14 protein-coding genes are annotated in these 21,083 nt (G+C 70.9%); 8 read left to right on the top strand and 6 right to left on the bottom strand.

The features are described 5' to 3' along the window. Nucleotides 1-36: 36 nt before the first annotated feature. Together ACIOHP_RS28130 and ACIOHP_RS28135 are read left to right on the top strand one after the other, a co-directional pair. Nucleotides 37-1,419 (top strand): hypothetical protein, encoded by a 1,383-nt coding sequence (locus ACIOHP_RS28130; protein ID WP_401891816.1) that lies wholly within the window; start codon nt 37-39, stop codon nt 1,417-1,419. Nucleotides 1,420-1,490: 71 nt separating this feature from the next. Next, complete coding sequence (locus ACIOHP_RS28135) at nt 1,491-1,886, top strand: hypothetical protein (RefSeq protein ID WP_401891818.1); 396 nt, start codon at nt 1,491-1,493, stop codon at nt 1,884-1,886. Here ACIOHP_RS28135 and ACIOHP_RS28140 read toward each other — a convergent pair. The 3 genes from ACIOHP_RS28140 to ACIOHP_RS28150 form a co-directional block, all read right to left on the bottom strand. After that, complete coding sequence (locus tag ACIOHP_RS28140; protein WP_401891820.1) at nt 1,864-3,855, bottom strand: PE-PGRS family protein; 1,992 nt, start codon at nt 3,853-3,855, stop codon at nt 1,864-1,866. The two genes, ACIOHP_RS28135 and ACIOHP_RS28140, sit on opposite strands and share 23 nt — an antisense overlap. A gap of 24 nt (nt 3,856-3,879) precedes the next feature. Beyond that, nucleotides 3,880-5,571: a DUF2264 domain-containing protein gene (locus tag ACIOHP_RS28145; RefSeq protein WP_401891822.1), complete on the bottom strand. Its 1,692-nt coding sequence runs from the start codon at nt 5,569-5,571 to the stop codon at nt 3,880-3,882. A gap of 190 nt (nt 5,572-5,761) precedes the next feature. Further along, nucleotides 5,762-6,808, bottom strand: coding sequence for a rhamnogalacturonan acetylesterase (locus ACIOHP_RS28150; RefSeq protein ID WP_401891824.1), 1,047 nt, complete (start codon nt 6,806-6,808; stop codon nt 5,762-5,764). A gap of 195 nt (nt 6,809-7,003) precedes the next feature. Between ACIOHP_RS28150 and ACIOHP_RS28155 the strand changes: the two genes are divergently transcribed. After that, nucleotides 7,004-8,686: a rhamnogalacturonan lyase B N-terminal domain-containing protein gene (locus tag ACIOHP_RS28155; RefSeq protein WP_401891826.1), complete on the top strand. Its 1,683-nt coding sequence runs from the start codon at nt 7,004-7,006 to the stop codon at nt 8,684-8,686. Nucleotides 8,687-8,688: 2 nt separating this feature from the next. Here ACIOHP_RS28155 and ACIOHP_RS28160 read toward each other — a convergent pair whose 3' ends face one another. Continuing rightward, nucleotides 8,689-10,098: an RICIN domain-containing protein gene (locus tag ACIOHP_RS28160; RefSeq protein WP_401891827.1), complete on the bottom strand. Its 1,410-nt coding sequence runs from the start codon at nt 10,096-10,098 to the stop codon at nt 8,689-8,691. A gap of 1 nt (nt 10,099) precedes the next feature. Then, the gene (locus ACIOHP_RS28165) at nt 10,100-11,179 is read right to left on the bottom strand and encodes a family 43 glycosylhydrolase (RefSeq protein WP_401891828.1); all 1,080 of its coding nucleotides are present in this window, start codon (nt 11,177-11,179) and stop codon (nt 10,100-10,102) included. A 205-nt stretch (nt 11,180-11,384) separates the two neighbouring features. Here ACIOHP_RS28165 and ACIOHP_RS28170 point away from each other — a divergent pair, with 205 nt between their 5' ends. From ACIOHP_RS28170 to ACIOHP_RS28190, 5 genes are all read left to right on the top strand, one after another. Then, nucleotides 11,385-13,481 carry an autotransporter gene (locus ACIOHP_RS28170; RefSeq protein WP_401891830.1) on the top strand — a complete coding sequence of 699 codons (2,097 nt, stop codon included), beginning with the start codon at nt 11,385-11,387 and terminating at the stop codon, nt 13,479-13,481. 245 nt (nt 13,482-13,726) lie between these two features. Then, complete coding sequence (mmuM, locus tag ACIOHP_RS28175; protein ID WP_401891831.1) at nt 13,727-14,647, top strand: homocysteine S-methyltransferase; 921 nt, start codon at nt 13,727-13,729, stop codon at nt 14,645-14,647. A gap of 175 nt (nt 14,648-14,822) precedes the next feature. Further along, nucleotides 14,823-16,253: a rifampin monooxygenase gene (rox, locus tag ACIOHP_RS28180; protein ID WP_401891832.1), complete on the top strand. Its 1,431-nt coding sequence runs from the start codon at nt 14,823-14,825 to the stop codon at nt 16,251-16,253. A 147-nt stretch (nt 16,254-16,400) separates the two neighbouring features. Next, nucleotides 16,401-17,456 (top strand): LacI family DNA-binding transcriptional regulator, encoded by a 1,056-nt coding sequence (locus ACIOHP_RS28185; RefSeq protein ID WP_401891834.1) that lies wholly within the window; start codon nt 16,401-16,403, stop codon nt 17,454-17,456. Between the two features lie 97 nt (nt 17,457-17,553). After that, entirely contained in the window at nt 17,554-19,407 is a 1,854-nt protein-coding gene (locus tag ACIOHP_RS28190) for a glycoside hydrolase family 127 protein (RefSeq protein ID WP_401891836.1), read from the top strand. Here the strand turns inward: ACIOHP_RS28190 and ACIOHP_RS28195 are convergent. Then, nucleotides 19,289-20,959, bottom strand: coding sequence for a carboxylesterase/lipase family protein (locus tag ACIOHP_RS28195; RefSeq protein WP_401891838.1), 1,671 nt, complete (start codon nt 20,957-20,959; stop codon nt 19,289-19,291). The genes ACIOHP_RS28190 and ACIOHP_RS28195 overlap by 119 nt on opposite strands. Nucleotides 20,960-21,083: the final 124 nt, after the last annotated feature.

Below are 21,083 nucleotides of genomic sequence, written 5' to 3' on the forward strand. Positions count from 1 at the left end.
CGGCAACCAATCCTTCACCCGCGGCCACCTCAGGGCATGACTTCAGCACCACGCACCACGCGCCACCGCCGCATCCGGGGCGCCCGCAAGCCACTGATCGCGGGGCTCGCCGCCACGGCCGCGCTCGTCGGCGCCTGGTACGCGACCGCCGGGGCGAGCACGGCCACCGGGCTCACCGTGTCCACGACCACGGTGTCCCTGTCCGCCAAGTTCCCCTATCTGTCGGCGGGTTACAACAACAGCCGCGAGTGGACTCGCACGGCGACGGCGGCCGCCCCGAACGGCACCCTGCGGGTGGCCTGGCCCGCCTCCGACGGCATCCACGTCACACCGCTGACGGCGACCGGCAAGCGTTCGGGTGCGGACACGATCGTCAAGGGCGCCAAGGAGGTCGGCGGGCTGGTCGCGCACAACAACGGGTTCGCGCTGCTCACCCGGGTCGCCGACACCAACAAGTGGAAGGAGACGGCGGCCGCGATCGTCCGCTACACGAACGGCACGAAGACCTTCCAGACCAAGCTCACCGGCACCGCCACCCACGACACGTCCCCCACCCTTGACGGACAACTCACCTGGAACGGCACCAAGTACGGTGCCTACTTCGTGGTCCACGGCGCGGGCGGCTTCGCCGACGGGCACTTCGGCGACAAACTGTCGTACCTCAGCAGCAAGGGCAAGAAGCTGAGCGGCGGCTGGAGTTGGGGCTGCAGCCACAACGAGGGCATCGCCCTGCACCCCGAGACGTCCGGCGCCTTCACCTCCCTCTGCTTCGACGACTGGCGCTCGGGCCTGTTCGTGTCCACCGGTATCGGCGCCCCCGATGTCGCCCCGGTCGTACAGCGCGAGCAGTGCTGGGCGGGTTACTGCGGCGGTACGTTCGCCGGCCGTACGGGCGACCTGGTGAAGTCCGCCACCGGCCGCTACGCCACCGCGTTCGCCTCCCGCGGTGCCGCGTCGGCCAAGAAGAACCCCGACGACTCCAGCGGGCGCGGCTGGAGCGTCACGCCGAAGACCGGCACCCACCAGGTCGCCGTCGCGTTCATGAAGAACCGCGACTCCGGTCCCGGCAAGGCGGTCTACCTCTCCACCACCAAGGGCACGGACCACGTCAACGTCCGCCTCGCCCCGTACGGCAAGGACCGGCTCCTGCTCTCCTGGGAGTCCGTCAAGAACGCCAAGTGCACGGCCGGCACCTGCACCGGCACCTTCGCGGGCACCCATCTGCGTCTCATCGACTGGAACGGCAAGTTCCAGGGCGCGGACAAGATCGTGAACACGCGGATCACCGGTGACATCGCGGTCCAGAAGGACTCCACGCTGGCCTGGGCGTCCGTTCCCGTCACCCCGTCGTACGCGTCCGCCCTCACCGGGGCGTCCCCGACGACCAAGACGCTGAAGATCAGCCGCCTGACTCCCTGAACGCGTACAACCACCTCCCCGTCCGGCGTGTCTCCCAGGTGCGATGCACGCGGACGGGGGAGGTCGGTGCGATGTCCGACGAACAGTTCAAGCGGGATGTGCAGCGTTTCTTCTGGCTTCCACCGGATGTGCCGCGCCCGCCCGCCCGGGTGTGGGCCACCCTGCGGGTCTGGCTGCTCTGCCTGGCCTTCGGGGCGCTGGGTACGGCTGTCGGCTGGGACGAGGAGGGTCTCTTCGCGATGATGATGGTGGCGCTGCTGAACCTGCTGGACGACGTGTCCGAGGGGGTACGCCACCGCTGGCCCGCCTTCGTGGCCGCCCTGGCGTCCGGCTGGGGCGTGAACCGGTTCGCCCACGCCTCGGTGCCTTCCTCCGACTCGCTGTGGGACGAGTACGGCATCTATGCCCTGTGGACGCTGGCGGCCATGGCGACCTTCGTCGCGGTCAGTCGGCTGCCCCGGCGGTGAGTACGCCGACCATCCGGCGTACGACCTCGGCGGGCAGCGCCGGATTCCGGGCCGCCGTCTCCGCGTTGCCGGTGCCCGTCCGCAGCAGCATGACCAGGAGCCGGACCGGCAGCCGAGGGTGGAGCGCGGCGGCATGCCGGATGTGCTCGTGCGGATCCTCCAGCAGCCGCGCGGCGCCCGCCGCCGACAGCCGGGGGTCGGTGGCGGCGCGGTAGCGCACCTCCTCGTCGGGGTCCCTGCTGAGCCGTTCCACCAGCTCGGGCGTGGACCGCGGGTCGTCCAGGGCCAGTTGGCGCATGCGGGGGCTGGGATCGTCCGCGTACCGCAGGAGTCCGTGACGGGGGAAATTGGGGTGGCCGCGCGGCCGGTCGGGGCTGGTGAGGCTGCCGGTCCACCACTGCCACACCTCCAGGAGCATGTCGGCGGGCGCGTCGTCGCAGGACTCGGCCAGAAAGAGCTGGACCACACGGTCCTCGTCCCGGGCCAGACGTGCGACGACGTCCGGCGGCAGCCGGCGGGCGCGGGCGACGCTTCTGCGGATGAGCGGGTGGCAGGAGGCGGCCAGGCGGCGCATGGTGTCCTCGTCCTCGTGGAGGGCGACGACCCAGTCGAGAGCCCACGAGTGCTGGCTCGGGTCGAACTCGAAGTCGATGCGCGCGCGTTGCTCCTCGGTGAGGTCGGCCCGCTGCGCCACGACGTAGCGGACGCCGGGGTCGGGGTCCTCGGCGAGGAGGGCCACGAGGTCCGGGTCCAGACGCGGGTTGAGTGCCAGCGAGCGGCGCTCGTCCGACTCTCCGTGCCGTGCCAGGTGTTCAGCGAGGCCCCGCTCCAGGCGGCACGTCTCGAGTGCCTGGCGCCGGATGTCCTGGACCTCCTGGATCTCCTGGGCCTCGAACACCGCACGGGGCATGGGGTGTTGCCGGTGGTGCAGCAGCCGGGCCCGGACGCGCACGGTGCCGTGCGGATCCGCCAGGAGCGCTTCCTGTGCGGCGGCGTCGAGATGGGGCCAGGCCGCCAGGCAGGCCACGGCCCGCACGCCGCCGTCGGGATCGGCGGCCAACGCGACCGACACCTCGGGCGGCAAGGTCTTGAGGCGGGCCGTCTCGGAGCGCACGCGCGGGGACGGGTCGGCGGCGAGTCTGCGGCAGGTGCCTTCGTCGAGTTCGGCCCAGCGCTCGGCGGCGATCATGGTGAGCAGCCACCGCTGGCGCTCGTCCTGCTCGGCGAGGATCACCCGGTCCCACTGCTCGGGAGTGATGTTCTGGTGCTCGGCCGCCCGCATCCGCCGTTCCCAGTCCGGATGGGCCAGGGCGGCGTCCAGGGCTTCTGTCGACAGTGCGGTGTACATCGCATACGAAGACCTGTCCACCAGCTCGGACCGCAGCTCCTTCGGGGTGGCCGCGTTGAGCGAGAGCCCGCTCGCCCAGGCGTCGATCACCTTCTCCGGGGGCCTCGGCCCCTGGAACAGCGACTCCCAGGCGGCCGCCCGGTCCTCCGCCGTCTCCCGGCCCGCAAGCTGCGCGGCCTCCTCCTGCCGCTCCCTGATCCGGTCGACCGCGACGAGCCGGACGGCGCACTCCTCGGTCGTGACGCCCAGCAGGGTGTCCCCGTCCGGCGCCATGGTGAGGAACTCCGGCTGCCCGGGCCGCTCCCCGAGCACCCCGGCGAGATCCCAGTCGGCGGCGAGCCGGACCCGTATCCACCGCCGGGACGCGCACCCGGCGTGGACGAGGAACACCCCGTCCTCGCCGAGGATCCCCGTCTCGGACGCCAGCCGGAACCACTGAGCGTTGATCTCGGCGACCGCATCGGCCCGGTCGGAGCCCACCGCCCCGGCCGGCTCCGCCTCCCACCGGGCGACATGGCGCCACGCGAACGGAGGCGGCAGCACCTCCTCGACCCGCCGCTCCCCCACGGCCTCCAGCCCGGCCCGTCCCAGCAGTTCTACGAGTTCATCCGTCCCACCCATGATCCCCATACTGCCCGAGGCGGCTCAGCCCTCGGCCCCGACCGACACCCCGGAGCCGTCCAGCCGGACCCGCACCTCGGCTCCCGCACGCCAGCGGACCGTCAACTCGCCCGCGCCGTCGGTCCGTACGGTCACGGCCTCGTCCAGCGGCACGGGATCCGCCTCGCCGGTGAGCCGGACGAGCGCGACGAAGAGCGTCCCGCCCTCGCCGGTGACACCGGTCAGCGCGCTGTCGAGACCGACCGCGGGCAGCGCCTGCGCCAGCACACCGCCCCGAGGCGCCCACCCGGTGACCCTCACCGGCGTCCCGGGCTCGGCTCCGGACACCAGATGGGCCCGCACCTCCACGGCCCCGCGCGCCAGCACCACGCTGGTCACCCGCGCTCCCCCGCCGGCCGCATGCCGCGAGGCCACCCATCCGTCCCCCAGCCCGAGCGGCTCGATGTCGGTACGGCCCGGATCGTCGCCGACGATCACGCTGTTGTCGTACGACGGTGAGGGCGCCGTCACCGTGGAGTACGCGAGGCGCGTGTAGTACGGGTCGTAGCGCACGTCCTCGCTGCCGTGGTTGTGGAGGCGGACCAGACCGTCCGAACTGGTCGACTGGATCAGCCAGTTCGGGGCGGCAACCGGTCGGACCTCGTCCCCGCGCTCCACCGGGGACGGCTCCTCCTCGGCCGTCCACACCTCGTGGTCCGGCGGAAGGAGCAGGCCGAGGAAGGCCTTGCTCGCCCAGTACGGGGAGGCGGGGCCCGAATAGCCCTGGAGGACGGCGGAGTCGGGGCCGTGCCAGCCGAGGGTCAGCAGACCGTCGGAGTTCACCGCGCCCCGGTCGAGGAAGTACTTCAGCGCCCCGGACGCCAGCCGCCGCGTCTGCCCCGGCGTGAGCGGGGTACGGCCGGTCAGAGCGCCGAGCCACAGGGGAGCCGTCGTGGCGAAACGATAAGTCAGCGAGCGGCCCTGGTGCATGGGGGCGCCGTCGCCGCCGAACAGGCGGGCGTAGTCGGCGAGGTGGGCCTCCAACCGCTCACCGTATACAGTCGACAGCCGACTGTCGTCGGCGAACCAGGCGTGCAGCACCGGATACAGGTGCATCGCCCAGCCGTTGTAGTAGTCGAACTTGCGCCCCTCCCCGTCGGTGTACCAGCCGCCGCCGACGTACCACTCCTCGATCCGTTCGAGGCCGCGGTCGATCGCTTTGCGCGAGGCCTCGGGCTCGTGGCCGATCTCCTGGAGGAAACCGCCGACGGTGACGGGGAACAACTCCCAGTTGCAGGGCCAGGCCTCCGCGGTCAGCGCGTCGCCGAGCCAGGCCGCGGCCCGCTGGCGCACCCCCTCGTCCAGCCGGTCCCACAGCAGCGGGCGCGTCAGCCGCAGCGCCACGGCGATGGACGCCGCCTCCACCAGCGGCTGGCTCCGGTCCTCGATGCGCGGCCAGACGCCGGACACACCGGCCGCGAGGCCCTCGGCGTAGCGCTGGAGAGCGGTCTCGTCCTGACGGAAGGCGGCCAGCAGGATCGTGCGGGCGTACCCCTCCAGGCCGTCGGAGAGGCGCCCCGACCAGCTGGTGCGGTCGCCGGGGAAGTAGTAGAGGGCGCCCCCCTCGGCGGCGTACGGCTCCGCAGCGGCGAGCAGGGCGTCGGCCGCGGCCTCCCAGTGGGCGCGGGTGTATCCGGTGTACGGGCTACGGATGCGGTCGTCGGGAGGGAGGTGCATGGAGCTCTCTTTCAGATCTTGACGACGTCCGGTGCGATACCCGCGCCCTCAAGGGGCGCGGGGCCGTGTCGATATGCGGCTCCGCCGCGCGGGCGCGACCAGCCCCCACCGGCCCGCGGCGTGTCACGGCTCAGCAAGCGCGGCGTACAGGCCTGGGGCGCCCCGGTTCCGGTCGAGGCGCCCCAGGGGCTCATCCCGCCCGCACCAGGCCTTTCGGCACCAGGTGCTGGGCGAGGAGTTCGTCGCGGACGAGGCCGGCGTACACCGTGGCCCCGTGCACGGAGGTGTGCGTGTTGTCCCGCTTCTCGTTGTAGAGGTAAATCGCCTTGGAACCCTCGACTCCCAAGGACTCCACGAGCGACTTCGTCCTCGCCGTCAAGTCGATCAGCGGGACGTCCTGCGCGGCGGCGACCGAGCGGATGACTGCGGGGTGGTCGACGCCGAGTCCGTTGACCAGGAGTGCGGTGTTGTTGTTCAGGGTGCCGTCGGAGTTGAACCAGCGTCGCACGATAGGCGTCACGAGGACAGGCTCACCGCCCTTTTCCCGGATACCGGCGACCAGTGTCTCCAGGTTCGTCCGGTAGGTCACCTCGTCGGTGGTCTTGTCGTTGTGGGCGAGCTGGACCAGGACGAGGTCGCCGCGGCGGATCAACGGCTGGACGGTGGCGAACAGTTGAGGATTGGACAGGTAGGTCACCGTGCTCTCGCCGGAGTCGGCGTAGTTGGCGACGGAGACGCCCTTGCGGAGGTACTGGGGCAACTGCTGGCCCCAGCCGGAGTACGGGTCGCCGGGCTGGTCGCAGACCGTGGAGTCGCCGACGAGGAAGATCTGGCGGGCGTGCCGGGCGGGGGTGACCTTGATGTCGGCGAGCGCGGGGGCCGAGCCGCCGAGCACGAGGTCCAGGCCGGGGGTGCCCTCGGCGCCGGTGGGTTCGCCCTCGGGGGTGCGGACGTTCACGGTGAAGCTGCGGGCGGTCCGCTCGCCGGCCGCGACGGCGGTCTCGGGGAGCAGGGAACGCCGGGTCTCACCGCTGACGCTCGTGCTCGACCCGGCGTCGCCGCCCAGGAGGACCTTCACGTCGTACGTACCCGCCGGGACGTCGAAGTGACACCCGGTGGCGGTGCAGTTCTCGATACCGAGGGGCCGGTGCCCCTCGGCTGCGGCATGGGCCGGGACGGCGGTCAGTGCGGTGCTCAGTGCGACCGTCGCCAGCAGGGCAAGGTTGAAACGTCTCATTCGAGGCTCCTACGACACACGACAAGGCCTGGCGGCTGGACCGTACCCCCATCGGCAAGCGCTTTCTAGACCTCGGGTCGATTTCACAAGATTGCCAACCTCCAGCAAGCGAAAGCCCTTTCGCGAAATCGATTCAACTGTCACCCTCGCTCTCACCCGCACCACCCCCACATGTCCTCGAAGGAGGCACCCCCCATGTCCGGATCCGCTGCGAACAGACCGGTCCGCCGCCGCACCTTCGTCCTCGGCACCGCTGCCACCGCCGGCACGGCCGCCCTGGCCGGCCCACTCGCCCAGACCGCCTCCGCCGCGACCTTCGGCTGGAGCGACGACGGCTCCAACTACGTCGTCGACACCGGCGCGAACCTGGTCTTCAAGGTCAGCAAGACCAACGGCGACCTGACCTCGCTGGTCTACAAGGGCACCCAGTACCAGGGCTACGGCGGCAAGAACTCGCACATCGAGTCCGGCCTCGGCACCTCCACCGTGAGCATCAAGCAGTCCGGTACGACGATCCTGATCTCGGTCGCGTACGGCACGCTGAAGCACTACTACGCGGCCCGCAGCGGCGAGAACAACATCTACCTGTGGACCAACAAGGCCGACACCTCGGTCAGCGCGACCCGCTACATCCTGCGCGTGAACGCGGGCAAGTTCCTCAACGACGAGTCCGACTCCTACACCTACGCGCCCACCACCATCGAGGCCCAGGACGTCTTCGCGAAGTCCGACGGCCAGACCCGCTCGAAGCACTACACGAAGTCCCGGGTCATCGACTACAACTACGTCGGCTGGACCACCGGCAGCGTCGGCCTGTACATCGTGCGCTCCAACCACGAGAAGGCCTCCGGCGGCCCGTTCTACCGCTCCCTCCTGCGCCACCAGAGCGCGGACGGCGGCGGCCTGTACGAGATCCTGTACTACGGCGAGAACCAGACGGAGGCCCAGCGCTTCGGCCTCCAGGGCCCCTACGTCATCGCCTTCACGGACGGCGGCGCCCCCTCCTCCGCGCTGTACCCGGGGACCCTCACCACCTCGTGGGCCGACTCGCTCGGCATCTCCGGCTACGTCCCCGCGAGCGGCCGGGGCAAGGTCGCCGGCGTCGGCATCACCGGCCGGAACACGGCGTACGCCTACACGGTCGGGCTCGCCAACTCCGCCGCCCAGTACTGGGGTGCGGCGCGGGCGTCGGACGGCTACTTCTCCATCGCGGGTGTCCTTCCGGGGACGTACACGCTGACCGTCTTCAAGGGCGAACTCGCCGTCCACACCACCTCGGTGAGCGTCAGCGCGGGCGGCACGACCACCCTCAACTCCCTCGCGATCCCGTCCTCGAACGACCCGAGCAACGCGGGCACGATCTGGCGCATCAACGACTGGAACGGCACGCCCGGCGGCTTCAAGAACGCCGACCTGATGACGTACGCCCATCCGTCCGACGTCCGCGCCGCCTCCTGGACCGGGAACGTCGTCATCGGCAGCGGTACCGAGACCTCGGCGTTCCCCTGCTATCTGTGGAAGGACGTCAACAGCGGGATCATCGTCTACTTCAAGCTGACGGCCGCCCAGGCCGCCGCCGCGCACACCCTGCGCATCGGTGTGACGACGGCGTACGCCAACGGCCGTCCGCAGGTCGTCGTCAACGACTCCTGGACGTCCGCCGTCCCCTCGCCGCCCACCCAGCCGAGCACCCGGTCTCTGACCGTGGGCTCCTACCGGGGCAACAACCACACGTTCACCTACAGCGTGCCGGCGTCCGCCTGGCTGACGGACACCAGCGCCTACAACACACTGAAGATCTACGTGGCGAGCGGTTCGGGGTCGACGTCCTTCCTCAGTGCCGGTACGTCGATCGACGCGATCGATCTGCTGGCCTGACGTCAGGTCCCGCGCGTCCACTGCTGGTTGGTCGCTCCGTTGCACGTGTAGGTGATGATCGCGGCGGAGTTGGCGGTGGACGCGCCGTTGACGTCCAGGCATTCGCCGGAGGCGCGGGCCTTGATGTTGACGTACGAGCCCGAAGTGACCACCGACCACTGCTGGGTGGTCCCGCTGCCGCAGTTCTCCTGGGTGACGGTGGACGCGTTCTCCTGGAGGCACAGGGAGCTGCCGCGGCCGACGAGCTGGTAGTAGCCGGTGCCGAGGTCCTTGAACCAGAACTTCTGGTTGCCGCCGCCGTTGCAGGTGTACTGGGCGAGGGCGATGCCCTGCCACAGGGACTGGTTCGGTACGTCGACGCACTTGGAACTGTTGCGGGCGATCAGGGTGTTGTACGTCGCGCTTCTCCCGGAGATCGTCCCGGCGGCCGCGTCGACGGTGACCTCGGGGTACCAGGACATCGACATCGTGGTGGAACTCGGGAAGGTCAACGGCAGCCACACATAACGGGAGTCGTTGACGGTGCCGCCGAAGGAGTTGCCCCAGCGGTCGCCCATGTAGAGGTACGAGGTGCCCGAAGTGCCCTGCACGGGAAGGACGTACGCGGTCTGCGAGTTGTACGTCGTGGAGTCGCCGACGTTGGCCATCGACGTCCACGGTCCGGCAAGCGAGGTCGCGGTGGCGTACTGCTGCTGGTTGGCGCTCCAGCCGGTCGCGCCCGACGTCAGCATGAAGTAGACGCCGCCCCGCTTGAAGAGGGCCGGGGCCTCGCGGTGGCCGCCCGCCCAGGGGTTGGCGACCAGGCTGTCGATGGCGGTGTAGGCGGAGTTGAGCTTGTAGATGTGCAGGTCGTAGTTCTCGTTGGCGGCGGACACCATGTAGCCGGTGCCGTCCGTGTCGACGAACGTCGTGATGTCACGGGACATGTGGGTGCCCAGCGGACGGAAGCTGCCCTGGTAGGTGTAGTTCCCGTCGACGGTGTCGGAGACGGCGACGGCGGCGCGGGCCTCGCTGTAGTCGGTGCCGTTCTCCTTGTGCATCCACATCACGAACTTGCCGGTGGACGCGTTGTACATGACCTTGGGCCGCTCGATGTAGGCGGTGCCCAGCTCGGCGGCGGAGGACTGGGTCAGGACGTTGTTCCTGAACTCCCAGTTCTTCAGGTCGGTGGAGCGGTAGGCGGACACGTACCGGAAGGTGTTGTCGGCGTTGCGGTTCTCTCCGAACCAGTAGTAGTACGACCCCACCTTGATGACCCCGCCGCCGTGGGCGTGCAGGGCGCTTCCGGAACTGTCCGTGAACTGGACGCCGTTGGGGATCGTCAGGGCGGCGGCCTGGGCCGGTCCCGCGGTGACCAGGGCGCCTGCCAGGGCCAGACAGAGGGCGAGCAGTACCGCGTACGCACGTCTCATCTCACGCACTCTCCTTCACCGAGTCGATGGCGGTGTCCGCCACCGGTATGCCGAAGTCCGGTGTGCCGTCCGCGTTCCAGCCCAGCTTCTGGACACGGGTGTGCCGGTTGGGGTCGTTCAGCGGGTCGCCGACGATCTCCTTGTACTGGCGGGCGTGGTAGACGAGGACGTCGCTGCGGCCGTCCTCGGCGACGGTGAAGCTGTTGTGGCCGGGGCCGTACTGCTTCGTGGTGTCGTTGCTGGTGAAGACCGGGGTGGGCGACTTGGACCAGTTGGCGGGGTCCATGAGGTCGGCGTCCGCGTCGACGGTCAGCAGGCCCATGCAGTAGTTGAAGTCCGTGGCGCTGGCCGAGTAGGACATGAACAGGCGGCCGTTGCGGGCGATGACCGAGGGGCCCTCGTTGACCTTGTAGCCGATGCACTCCCAGTCGTACTCGGGTGTGGACAGGCGTACCTGAGGGCCCGTCAGGGTCCAGGGGTTCGCCATCCTCGACAGCCACAGCGCGGTGTTGTTGCCCATGTCGGGCTCGTGCTGGGCCCAGGCGAGGTAGCGGCTGCCGCGGTGGGTGAAGGTGGTGGCGTCGAGGGAGAAGGTCTCCCAGGCCGTCTTCAGCTGGCCGCGCTCGACCCACGTCCCCTTGAACGGGTTGGGACTGGCGTTCTCCAGGACCCAGATACGGATGTCCCAGACGCTCTCGGCGGGTGCGGAGGCGAAGTAGATGTACCACTTGCCGCCGATGCGATGGATCTCCGGCGCCCAGATGTGGGCGCCCATGGGACCGGTCGCGTGCTTGGTCCAGATGACCGACTCGGGTGCGGTCGCCAGCCCGTTCAGGGTGCGGGAGCGGCGCAGGATGATCCGGTCGTACTCGGGAGCGGTGGCGGTGAAGTAGTAGTGGCCGTCGGAGTGCCGGTGGATGTGGGGGTCGGCGCGGTTGCGGACGAGCGGGTTCACGAACGGGGGTGTCTTCTTCGGGCTCGGAGCGGCTGCGGCGACGGTGGGGGTCACGGCCAGGGCGCCCGCGGCCAGGGCGCCTTTCAGCAGCAGTCGCCTGTCGGGGACGTCGGGGGTGCGGCTCATACGGATTGCCTCTCGGATGGGGGTGTCCTGAGAGTGATGTTCGATATTGAGAACATCTGTTGTTATTGCGAACAGCCGAAAGGTAAGGCTGGGGAACGAGGAGGTCAACGGGTCGGACGCGACTAAAGAAGGCGCTTTCTACCGGGCGGGCTCTTCGCGGGAACTTTTCTGTTATCGACGGCCGGTCCGGCCCGTCTCCATAAGCGTGCGCAGCCATACCCACAAGACAGCAGCCGCAGCCGGCGCCCTCGCGACGGTCGCCTTCCTGATCGCCGCTCCCCCGGCGCGGGCGGCCGGCACCCGCGACATCACCGCCGACGTGCTCGCGGGCCGGAACGTGACGCTCGCCGGCGACACGGTCGTCACCGTCCCCTCCGGCACGACGACGTACGACGGCGTCCTCCGCGGCGAGGGCACACTCACCGTGCGCGGCACCGGAACGCTGATCCTGACCAGGAACAGCGACTTCACGCTGCCGAAGTCCCGGCAGCGGCAGAAGGTGTCGGTGCAGGGCGGCAGCCATCCCTACGTCACCACGACCGCCCCCGACCCGCCGGCGATCACGGTCGCACGCGGGGCGACCCTTCAGTACGGCAACAGCGGCTCGACCGGCCTCATCGGCCATTTCCCTTACGGCACCCCGCAGTTCGCGCTCAACCAGGACAACATCCGCGTCGACGGCACCCTGCGACTGTCCCTCAAGGACGCCGCCTACAACCTGGGCACCATCAGCGGCTCCGGGCTGATCACCCAGCCGCGCTTCCTCTGGGGCACGTGGGACCTGTCGGGCACCCACCCCTTCTCCGGAGTGATCGACAACGGCACGCAGGTCAACGCCGGGCGACCGGAGTTCGCGACCTCGCTGCCGCACGTCCGCAAGGTCCTCAACCAGGGCACCTGGACGGTGGACACCCCGCTGGGGCAGACCGTCACCGAGGGCATGGACTTCTACCAGCGCGAGTACGGCAGCGACATCAACGTCCAGTCCCGGCCCGGCAGCAAGGTCGTCCTGACCGGCCAGTACAGCTGGTCGGACCAGGGCGGCGACACCGACCCCTCCCTCAGCGACCCGTCCCTGAACTGGACGCCCGCCCGCAAGAACGTCAACAAGCGCGGCACCAACATCAAGGGCGCGAACGTCCAGTGGGGCGACGGCACGACGCACGGCATCTTCATGCCGGGGACGGCGGAGACGGTCTACATCAACCTGCTGGCTGCGCGCTCCCGCTCGCTGCTCACGTTCGACTACAACGGGCCGGTGACGCTGGGCGCCCCCATCGGCGGCGGCAGGTTCCACGACACCCTGGCCGCACCCGGCGCCGGCGACATCGTCATCGCCGGGACCCGCGGGAACGACGTCACTTTCGCCGCCGTGCAGTACTACGACGGCTCCACGACCGTCGAGAAGGGTGCGGTGCTGCGGCTGGGCAGCGGTCGGTCGGGCGGCGACGGTGGACTGTATACCGCAGGCAGTCTGTACAAGGTCGTGAACAACGGCTCGCTCGTGCTGAACAACGTCGGCAAGGCCCTCACCCTGTCCCGGATCACCGGCAGCGGGTCGGTCACCCAGTCGGGCGCCGCGACGACGACCCTGACGGGGAGCGGGGTGGCGTACACGGGGACGACCACGGTGAAGAAGGGCACGCTGGCGCTGCGGCAGGGGGCCACGCTGCGGCGGAGCAAGGCGATCCGGCTGACCTCCGCCGGCTCCCGGCTGGACGCGGGCACGACGGGGCTGCGGGTGGCGACCACGCTCAGCGGCAAGGGCACGGTGAAGGGCTCGGTGACCAACGACGGTGTCGTCGCCGGCGGGCTCACGGTCTCCGGGAACTACACGCAGAGCGCGAAGGGTGAACTCGTCCTGCGCGACAAGCCGTTGAAGGTGACCGGCGCGGTGCGCCTGGCCGGGGCCCTGGATCTCGCGGCCGCCGGGACCGACCCCGCGCGTGTCATCACCGTGCTGAACCATACGGGCGGCTCGAAGACAGGGGGCACGTTCGCCGGGCTGAAAGAGGGGACGAAGGTCAAGCTCGCCGACACCACCTACCGGATCAGCTACCGGGGCGGCGACGGCAACGACGTCGTGCTCACCGCCACCGCCGCGAGCAAGTCCCCTTCCCCTCCCGCGACTTCGTCTTCCGCCGCCGTGGCGACCCGCACCGTGGGCGCCGCGGAGGACGACCGCCTCGGCTGGTGGCCGTACGCGCTGGGACTCGGGCTGCTGGGCGGACTCGCGGTCCCGGCGACCAGGCTCCGGCGCGGGAACCGACGAGAGGGCGGCCGGCACGCGGCGAACGGCTGAGGCCTCTCGCACCCCCGGAGCGACCCCGGCGCCCGCCCGGCGCTCCCCGAACCCCGGCTCCGGCAGCCGTGCCTCCAGAAGAGGACGAGGACGTCGCCGGGCCCGGCGACACGACATCGGTCTCAGCGGGCATCCGCCGAGGCCGGACCGGGCGGAGGCGACACGATCACGTTCCGCCGTTGCGAGCCTGTTCGCGGGGTGGACAAGCACGGCCCGAGACCGGTCCCCGGAGTACCGTCGACGGCATGACCAGCAACTCCTCCCTCGCCGAGGCCCTCGCCGCCGGGACCGTCGTGCTCGACGGCGGCATGTCCAACCAGCTCGAGTCCGCCGGGCACGACCTCAGCGACGAGCTGTGGTCGGCGCGGCTGCTCGCCGAGCGGCCCGAGGCGATCACCGAGGCGCACCTCGCCTACTTCGAGGCGGGCGCGGACGTGGCGATCACCTCCAGCTACCAGGCCACCTTCGAGGGCTTCGCCAAGCGCGGCATCTCGCACGAGCGGGCGGCCGAACTGCTCACGACGAGCGTCGAGCTGGCCCGCGAGGCGGCAGCGCAGGCCGAGGCGAAGGGCGTCACGCGACCCTTGTGGGTGGCGGCGTCGGTCGGCCCGTACGGGGCGATGCTGGCGGACGGCTCCGAGTACCGGGGGCGCTACGGCCTGAGCGTCGACGAGCTCGAACGTTTCCACCGGCCCCGTATGGAGGTGCTCGCCGCCGCCGGACCCGACGTACTGGCTCTGGAGACGGTGCCGGACGCGGACGAGGCGGAGGCATTGGTGCGGGCGGTCCGCGGACTGCATACACCCGCCTGGCTTTCGTATTCGATCGACGGTCGGCACACACGCGCCGGCCAGCCGCTGGAGGAGGCCTTCGCCCTGGCCGCCGACGCGGACGAGGTGATCGCGGTCGGCGTGAACTGCTGCGCGCCCGAGGACGTGGACGCCGCCGTCGAGATCGCCGCGCGCGTCACCGGCAAGCCGGTCGTCGTCTATCCCAACAGCGGCGAGGCCTGGGACGCCGAGGCCCGCGCCTGGAACGGCCGCTCCTCCTTCGCCCCCGGCCAGGTGCGCGCCTGGCGCGAGTCCGGGGCCCGGCTGATCGGCGGGTGCTGCCGGGTGGGGCCGCGGGCGATCACGTCGATCGCGGGGACGCTGGCGGAGGCGTAGGGCGGCTCCGGGCGACAAGAGGAAAGGCAAGGAGTCAGCTACTCCTTGCCACTATCAACCTATAGCGCACCGGGGGCCTTGCGGCAAGACCCCCTTCGTACCGCAGAATCTCCGGTCGAAGCCAGAAGCGGCTGAAATCAGCGATTCGCGAAATACATGCGCTTATGGGAGCCTCATGATCGACGTGATCATCGCCGGTGGCGGACCGACCGGCTCGATGCTGGCCGGCGAGCTGCGACTGCACGGCGTGCGGGTGCTCGTACTGGAGAAGGACGCCGAGCCCGCCGCGTACGTCCGCTCGCTCGGCCTCCACGTACGCAGCATCGAAGTGATGGACCAGCGCGGTCTGCTGGAGCGGTTCCTCGCCAACGGCCGGCAATACCCCGTCGGCGGCGGCTACTTCGCCGCCATCGACAAGCCGGTGCCCGAGCTGGACACCGCGCACGGCTACATCCTCGGCATCCCGCAGCCCGTCACCGATCGTCTGCTGTCCGAGCACGCCATCGAGCTCGGCGCCGAGATCCGGCGCGGGTGCGAGGTGGTGGGGGTGAGCCAGGACGAGGACGGGGTGAGCGTCGAACTCGCCGACGGCTCACGGCTGCGCTCGCGCTATCTCGTCGGCTGCGACGGCGGGCGCAGCACGGTGCGCAAACTGCTCGGGATCGGATTTCCCGGTCAACCCTCCCAGGCCGAGACGCTGTTGGGCGAGATGGAGGTCACCGAGACCCAGGAGACGATCGCCGCCGTCGTGACGGAGATCCGGCAGACCGAGAAGCGGTTCGGCCTCGGACCCGTCGGGGAGGGGCGGTACCGCGTCGTCGTGCCCGCCGAGGGGGTGGCCGAGGACCGCTCGGTCGCGCCGACCCTGGAGGAGTTCAAACGGCAGTTGCGGGCCTGTTCGGGCACCGACTTCGGGGTGCACTCGCCGCGTTGGCTCTCCCGGTTCGGCGACGCCACCCGGCTGGCCGAGCGCTACCGGGTCGGCCGGGTGCTGCTGGCCGGCGACGCGGCGCACGTCCACCCGCCGCTCGGCGGACAGGGGCTCAACCTCGGTATCCAGGACGCGTTCAACCTCGGCTGGAAGCTGGCCGCCGAGGTCACGGGGCGGGCTCCCGAGGGACTGCTGGACAGTTACGAGAGCGAACGGCGCCCGGTGGCCGCCGCCGTACTGGACAACACCCGTGTGCAGACCCTGCTGATCTCCACCGACCCGACCGCCCAGGCGATGCGGCGGCTGATGGCGGAGCTGATGGACTTCGAGGGCGTCACCCGGCACCTGATCGAGAAGGTCACCGCGCTCGACATCCGCTACGACGTCGGCGAGGGCCACGAGCTGCTCGGCCGGCGGCTGCGCGACGTGAAGCTGAAGCAGGGGCGCCTCTACGAGCTGATGCACGGCGGCCGTGGGCTGCTGCTGGACCAGACCGGCGGCCGGCTCTCGCTCGCGGGCTGGGCGGACCGGGTCGACCACGTCGTCGACGGCAGCGAGGAACTGGACGTGCCCGCCGTGCTGTTGCGGCCGGACGGCCATGTGGCGTGGGTCGGTGAGGACCAGGAGGAGCTGCTCGACCGGCTGCCCCGCTGGTTCGGCGCCGCGACCGGCTGAACGACGGGCCGCCGCGGTTCCTGCCGCATCCCCCTCGTCCCGGCCCTCCCCCGCTGCTAGCCTCCGGGTCGGGAACCGGTTTCCATCCATGTTGCCGCAGTTCCCGAGGGGTGGGCCGACAAGCCCGGGGAGAGGGACGAGGCAGGGATGACCAGAAAGAGCGAGGACGCGAGCCGCAGCACCATCAGGGACGTGGCGGCGCGCGCGGGGGTGTCCGCGTCGACCGTGTCGCGGGTGCTGGGCGGGGTCTATCCGGTGAGCGCGGCGACCCGCACCCGCGTGATGCGGGCGGTCCGCGAGATGGACTACGTCGCCGACGCGCGCGCCAAGGCGATCGCGGGCGTCGGCACGCCCACCCTGGCGTTCGTGCTCGAGGACATCACCGGCCCCTCGTTCGCGCTGATGGCGCACGGCGTGGAGCGTGAGGCGACGCGGCTGGGCCATCTGTGCCTGGTGTGCAGCACGGAGGGCGACGCGCGGCACGAGCTGGAGTTCGTGGAGATGATGCGGGCGCAGCGGGCGGCCGCCGTGATCCTGGTCGGTGGCGGCGCCGACACCGCCGAGTACCGCGAACGCACCCGCCGCATGGCCGACTCGCTCGCCTCGGCCGGCTCCCGCCTCGTGCTGTGCGGGCGCCCGCCGCTGGGGCCCGGGGCACCGGTCACGGTCATCGAGTACGACAACGAGGGCGGCGCCTACGCCCTGGTCGCGCACGTCCTCGCCCAGGGCCACCAGCGGGTGCTGTTCCTCGGCGGCAAGTCCGACCACAGCACGGCGCAGGGTCGCGAGCGCGGCTATCTCGCCGCCCACCGGGCGCGCGGTGTCGAGCCCGCCGAGGAGCTGGTGCTGCACGGCGACTTCACCCGCGACTCGGGCCACCGGCTGATGCGCGAGGCGCTGGAGCGGAAGCTGGACTTCACGGCCGTGGTCGCCGCCACCGACATGGTCGCGGCGGGCGCGCTCACGGCGCTGCACGAGGCGGGCCTCAGTGTGCCGGGCGATGTGTCGCTGGCCGGGTACGACGACATCCCGTTCGCCCGGGATCTGCATCCGGCGCTGACGACCGTGCATGTTCCCTACGAGGAGCTGGGCAGGCTCGCCGTGCGGACCGCGCTGGGGCGCGAACCGAACACCCCGGACGAGCATCTGCTGCTGGGCACGCATGTGGTGGTACGGGACTCGGTGGCGCCGCTCGAGAAATAGGCGGCGCGGCCACGGGCGTCGTGGGCCTCTTGTCGCGGAACCGGTTGCTTCCTATGCTCACGATCTTGGCAACGCTCTCTATCCTGGAGCCTCGCGCATGAGCACCGGCCCCATCCGTCTCACCCCGGGCGCGCACACCGCCCTCCGTCCCGCGACAGCCGCCCGCATCACCGACGGATTCTGGGCCGGCCGCCGCACCACCAACGCCGACGTCAGCATTCCGCAGGGCCCCGCCCGGCTGGAGGCGGCCGGAAACCTCGGCAACCTCCGCGCCGCCGCCGACGGCAAGGGCGCCTTCACCGGCGACTTCCCGTTCCAGGACTCGGACGTGCACAAGTGGCTGGAGGCGGCGTCCTGGCAGCTCGCGGACCGCCCCGGTGATCCCGAACTGGCCGCTCACGTGGACGAGTTGACGGCTCTCCTGGCCGCCGCGCAGGACACCGACGGCTATCTGCAGACGTACTACCAGGTCGCCCGCCCGAACCGACGCTGGCAAGAACTTGGCTGGGGCCACGAGTTGTACTGCGCGGGCCATCTGCTCCAGGCCGCGGTGGCTCATCACCGTGCGACGGGACGCCGTGAACTCCTCGACATCGCCGAGAGGTTCGCCGCACACATCGACTCGGTCCTCGGCCCGGGCGGGCAAATCGACAGCGTGTGCGGCCACCCCGAGATCGAGACCGCGCTGGTGGAGCTGTACCGGGAGACCGGGGAGCGACGCTGGCTGGAGCTGGCCGGTCACTTCGTGGACCGGCGCGGACACGGGCTCCTCGACGCCGACATCAACCCCCATCTGGGCCGAACCTATTGGCAGGACCACATACCGGTGCGCGAGGCCACGACGGTCTCCGGTCACGCCGTACGGCAGCTGTATCTGCTCGCGGGTGTGGCGGACCTCGCCGCGGAGACGGGCGATCGTGAACTGTATGCGGTCGCCGAGCGACTGTGGGACGTGATGGTGGCGACGAAGACCTACCTGACGGGCGGTGTCGGCGCCCGTCACGAGGGCGAGTCCTTCGGAGAGCCGTACGAACTGCCGCCGGACCGGGCCTACGCGGAGACCTGCGCGGCCATCGCGTCGATCCAGTGGTCGTGGCGCATGGCGCTGCTGACCGGTGACGCGAAGTACTCCGACCTCGTCGAACGCACCCTCTACAACGGCTTCCTGGCCGGTGTCGGCCTCGGCGGCGACAGCTGGCTGTACGTCAACCCGCTCCAGGTGCGCGAGGGCTACGAGGGCGCATACGAACCGGACAAGGCGGCCCGCCGCACTCCCTGGTTCCGCTGCGCCTGCTGCCCGCCGAACGTGATGCGGCTGCTCGCCTCACTCCCCCACTACATGGCGAGCGGCGACGCCGAGGGTCTCCGGCTCCATCAGTACGCGACGGGCGTGTACGAGGCCGGCGGCGGCCGGGTCCGGGTGGAGACCGGCTATCCCTGGGACGGACGGATCGCGGTGACCGTCGAGGAGGCGCCGGACGCCGACTGGACGCTGTCGCTGCGGCTCCCGTCCTGGTGCACGGACTTCACGGCGACGGCCCCCGACGGCGAACCGCCCGCCGAGACCCTCCCCGGCTGGCTGCGGGTGCGTCGTCACTGGTCGCCCGGCGACACCTTCACCCTCGACCTCGCACTGGACGCCCGGCTCACCCGCCCCGACCCGTACGTGGACGCCATACGCGGCTGTGTGGCCATCGAACGCGGCCCCCTGGTCCACTGCCTGGAGGGCGTGGACCAGCGTCCCGGCATTCCCTTCGAGGACCTGACCCTGCCCTACGGCTCCCCTCTCACGGTCCGGCACGACCCCGAGCTGCTGGGCGGGATCGGTGTCGTCACTGCCGACGGACTACGCCGGGGAGGCGGAGACGCCGTACCACTGACCGCAGTTCCGTACTACGCGTGGGCGAACCGTCAGGAGGGGCCGATGCGGGTGTGGATTCCGGAGGCGTGACGTCGGCGGTCCAGAGGGCGAAACCGGTGTCGCGGGGGCCGTGTGCCGTGTACGGCGGACTGTATGCGAAATCCGGGCGACCGTCGGCAGTCGGCGCCGGGCGGCCGTCGATCGCGTAGTCCGGCCGACCCTCGCCGTCGGCGCCGACATCGCCGAAGATCCGCACCGGGTGCGTCTCGTCCCACGCCTCCCACCCCGGATCCCCGTCCACCACGAACCGCACCCACGCCCCGTGCATCGCCTCGGCCAGCTCGTGCGGTGCCCCCTGCCCGGCGAGCTTGGCCGACTCGGGGCTGTCGCCCGTGTCGAAGACGAAGCCCAGTTCCAGGGCGTGGCAGGAGCCGAGGCCGGGGAGGTTGGAGGGCCAGGCGAACTCGTAGACGTACGTGGCGTCGGGCCGGGCCTCGGCCAGGCGGTGCAGGGGGAGGCGCAGCAGGTGGTCGGTGACCATCTGGCCGACGATCTCGGCGGTGCCGGCGTCGGGGTGCAGGACGCGGTAGCCGCGCGGCACCTCGTGGCCGGCGTGGCAGCGGGCCATGGCGCCGGCCAGGGCGACGGCGCCGAGGCGGTCGACGCGCTCCAGGAGGCCGCCGGGGACCAGCCAGAGCCGGTACTCGTCGCGGGTCCAGCCGACCATCAGGTCGACGTCACGGGCCGCGTCGCCCTCGATCAGTGCCTCCAGGGGGTCGCGCGGGACGAGGTCGCCGTCGACGACGATGCCGAAGGCGGGACCGCCGAGCACCGGGCTGCTGAGCCGGCCGACCTCGCCCTGGGTGCGCAGCAGCAGTTCGCGGTCGACCTCGGCGAAGGCGGCCGCGGTGGCGGGGATCTTCAGCCGGGCGGCCATCCGGCGCACCATCCGCCGTACTTTGTCGCGGTCGGCGGCCTCGGGCGGCCCGCTCTGCAGGATCGCGCGCCGCACCAGGCCCTGTGCCTGCGGTGCGGCGAGCAGGGCGCCGGTGCTGATGGCGCCCGCGGACTGGCCCGCGAGGGTGATGCGGGCGGGGTCGCCGCCGAAGGCCTCGATCGACCGGTGCACCCACTCCAGTGCGGCGAGCTGGTCGCGCAGGCCCGGGTTGGCGGGCGCGTCCGGGAACAGGCCGTAGCCCTCGACTCCCAGCCGGTAGTTGACGGAGACGAAGACGACGCCGTCACGGGCGAAGCCATACCCGTCATACACCGGCACGGCGGAAGATCCCCTGGTCAGGGCGCCGCCGTGCAGCCAGACCAGGACGGGGAGCCGGGCCCCGCGGCCCGGCTCCGGTGTCCATACGTTGAGGTTGAGACAGTCGTCGCCGGGCACGACCGGGTCGGACAGGTACTGCGCGAAGGCTTCGGAGTACGGCGGTTTGGGGGCTGTGGGCCCGAAGGCCCCCGCGTCCCGCGCGCCCTCCCACGGCTCGGGCGGGAGGGGCGGCCGGAACCTTCGGGGGCCGAAGGGGGGTGCCGCGTAGGGGATGCCCCGGAACACCGCGATCCCGTTCTCATGACGGCCGCGTACGGCTCCGTACGGCGTGCTCACCACGGGGTCCTTCTGGACTGCTGCCGTCATTCGCCCACCAGCCTCCTCGCCGCACTCGTGCACCGGTATCAACAGAGCACCACATCACGGCGCGCTATTCCGGCGCACGAGGGCGTCTGGAGGCTGTTCGGGGTACATCGCATACAGTCCGCTA

It is taken from the genome of Streptomyces sp. NPDC087859, from assembly GCF_044742595.1.
GTDB lineage: Bacteria > Actinomycetota > Actinomycetes > Streptomycetales > Streptomycetaceae > Streptomyces > Streptomyces canus_F.

Coding starts and splice junctions, on each gene's coding strand:
- ACIOHP_RS28130 (WP_401891816.1), top strand. CDS start 37: ATGACTTCAGCACCACGCACCACGCGCCACCGCCGCATCCGGGGCGCC.
- ACIOHP_RS28135 (WP_401891818.1), top strand. CDS start 1,491: ATGTCCGACGAACAGTTCAAGCGGGATGTGCAGCGTTTCTTCTGGCTT.
- ACIOHP_RS28140 (WP_401891820.1), bottom strand. CDS start 3,855: ATGGGTGGGACGGATGAACTCGTAGAACTGCTGGGACGGGCCGGGCTG.
- ACIOHP_RS28145 (WP_401891822.1), bottom strand. CDS start 5,571: ATGCACCTCCCTCCCGACGACCGCATCCGTAGCCCGTACACCGGATAC.
- ACIOHP_RS28150 (WP_401891824.1), bottom strand. CDS start 6,808: ATGAGACGTTTCAACCTTGCCCTGCTGGCGACGGTCGCACTGAGCACC.
- ACIOHP_RS28155 (WP_401891826.1), top strand. CDS start 7,004: ATGTCCGGATCCGCTGCGAACAGACCGGTCCGCCGCCGCACCTTCGTC.
- ACIOHP_RS28160 (WP_401891827.1), bottom strand. CDS start 10,098: ATGAGACGTGCGTACGCGGTACTGCTCGCCCTCTGTCTGGCCCTGGCA.
- ACIOHP_RS28165 (WP_401891828.1), bottom strand. CDS start 11,179: ATGAGCCGCACCCCCGACGTCCCCGACAGGCGACTGCTGCTGAAAGGC.
- mmuM (WP_401891831.1), top strand. CDS start 13,727: ATGACCAGCAACTCCTCCCTCGCCGAGGCCCTCGCCGCCGGGACCGTC.
- rox (WP_401891832.1), top strand. CDS start 14,823: ATGATCGACGTGATCATCGCCGGTGGCGGACCGACCGGCTCGATGCTG.
- ACIOHP_RS28185 (WP_401891834.1), top strand. CDS start 16,401: ATGACCAGAAAGAGCGAGGACGCGAGCCGCAGCACCATCAGGGACGTG.
- ACIOHP_RS28190 (WP_401891836.1), top strand. CDS start 17,554: ATGAGCACCGGCCCCATCCGTCTCACCCCGGGCGCGCACACCGCCCTC.
- ACIOHP_RS28195 (WP_401891838.1), bottom strand. CDS start 20,959: ATGACGGCAGCAGTCCAGAAGGACCCCGTGGTGAGCACGCCGTACGGA.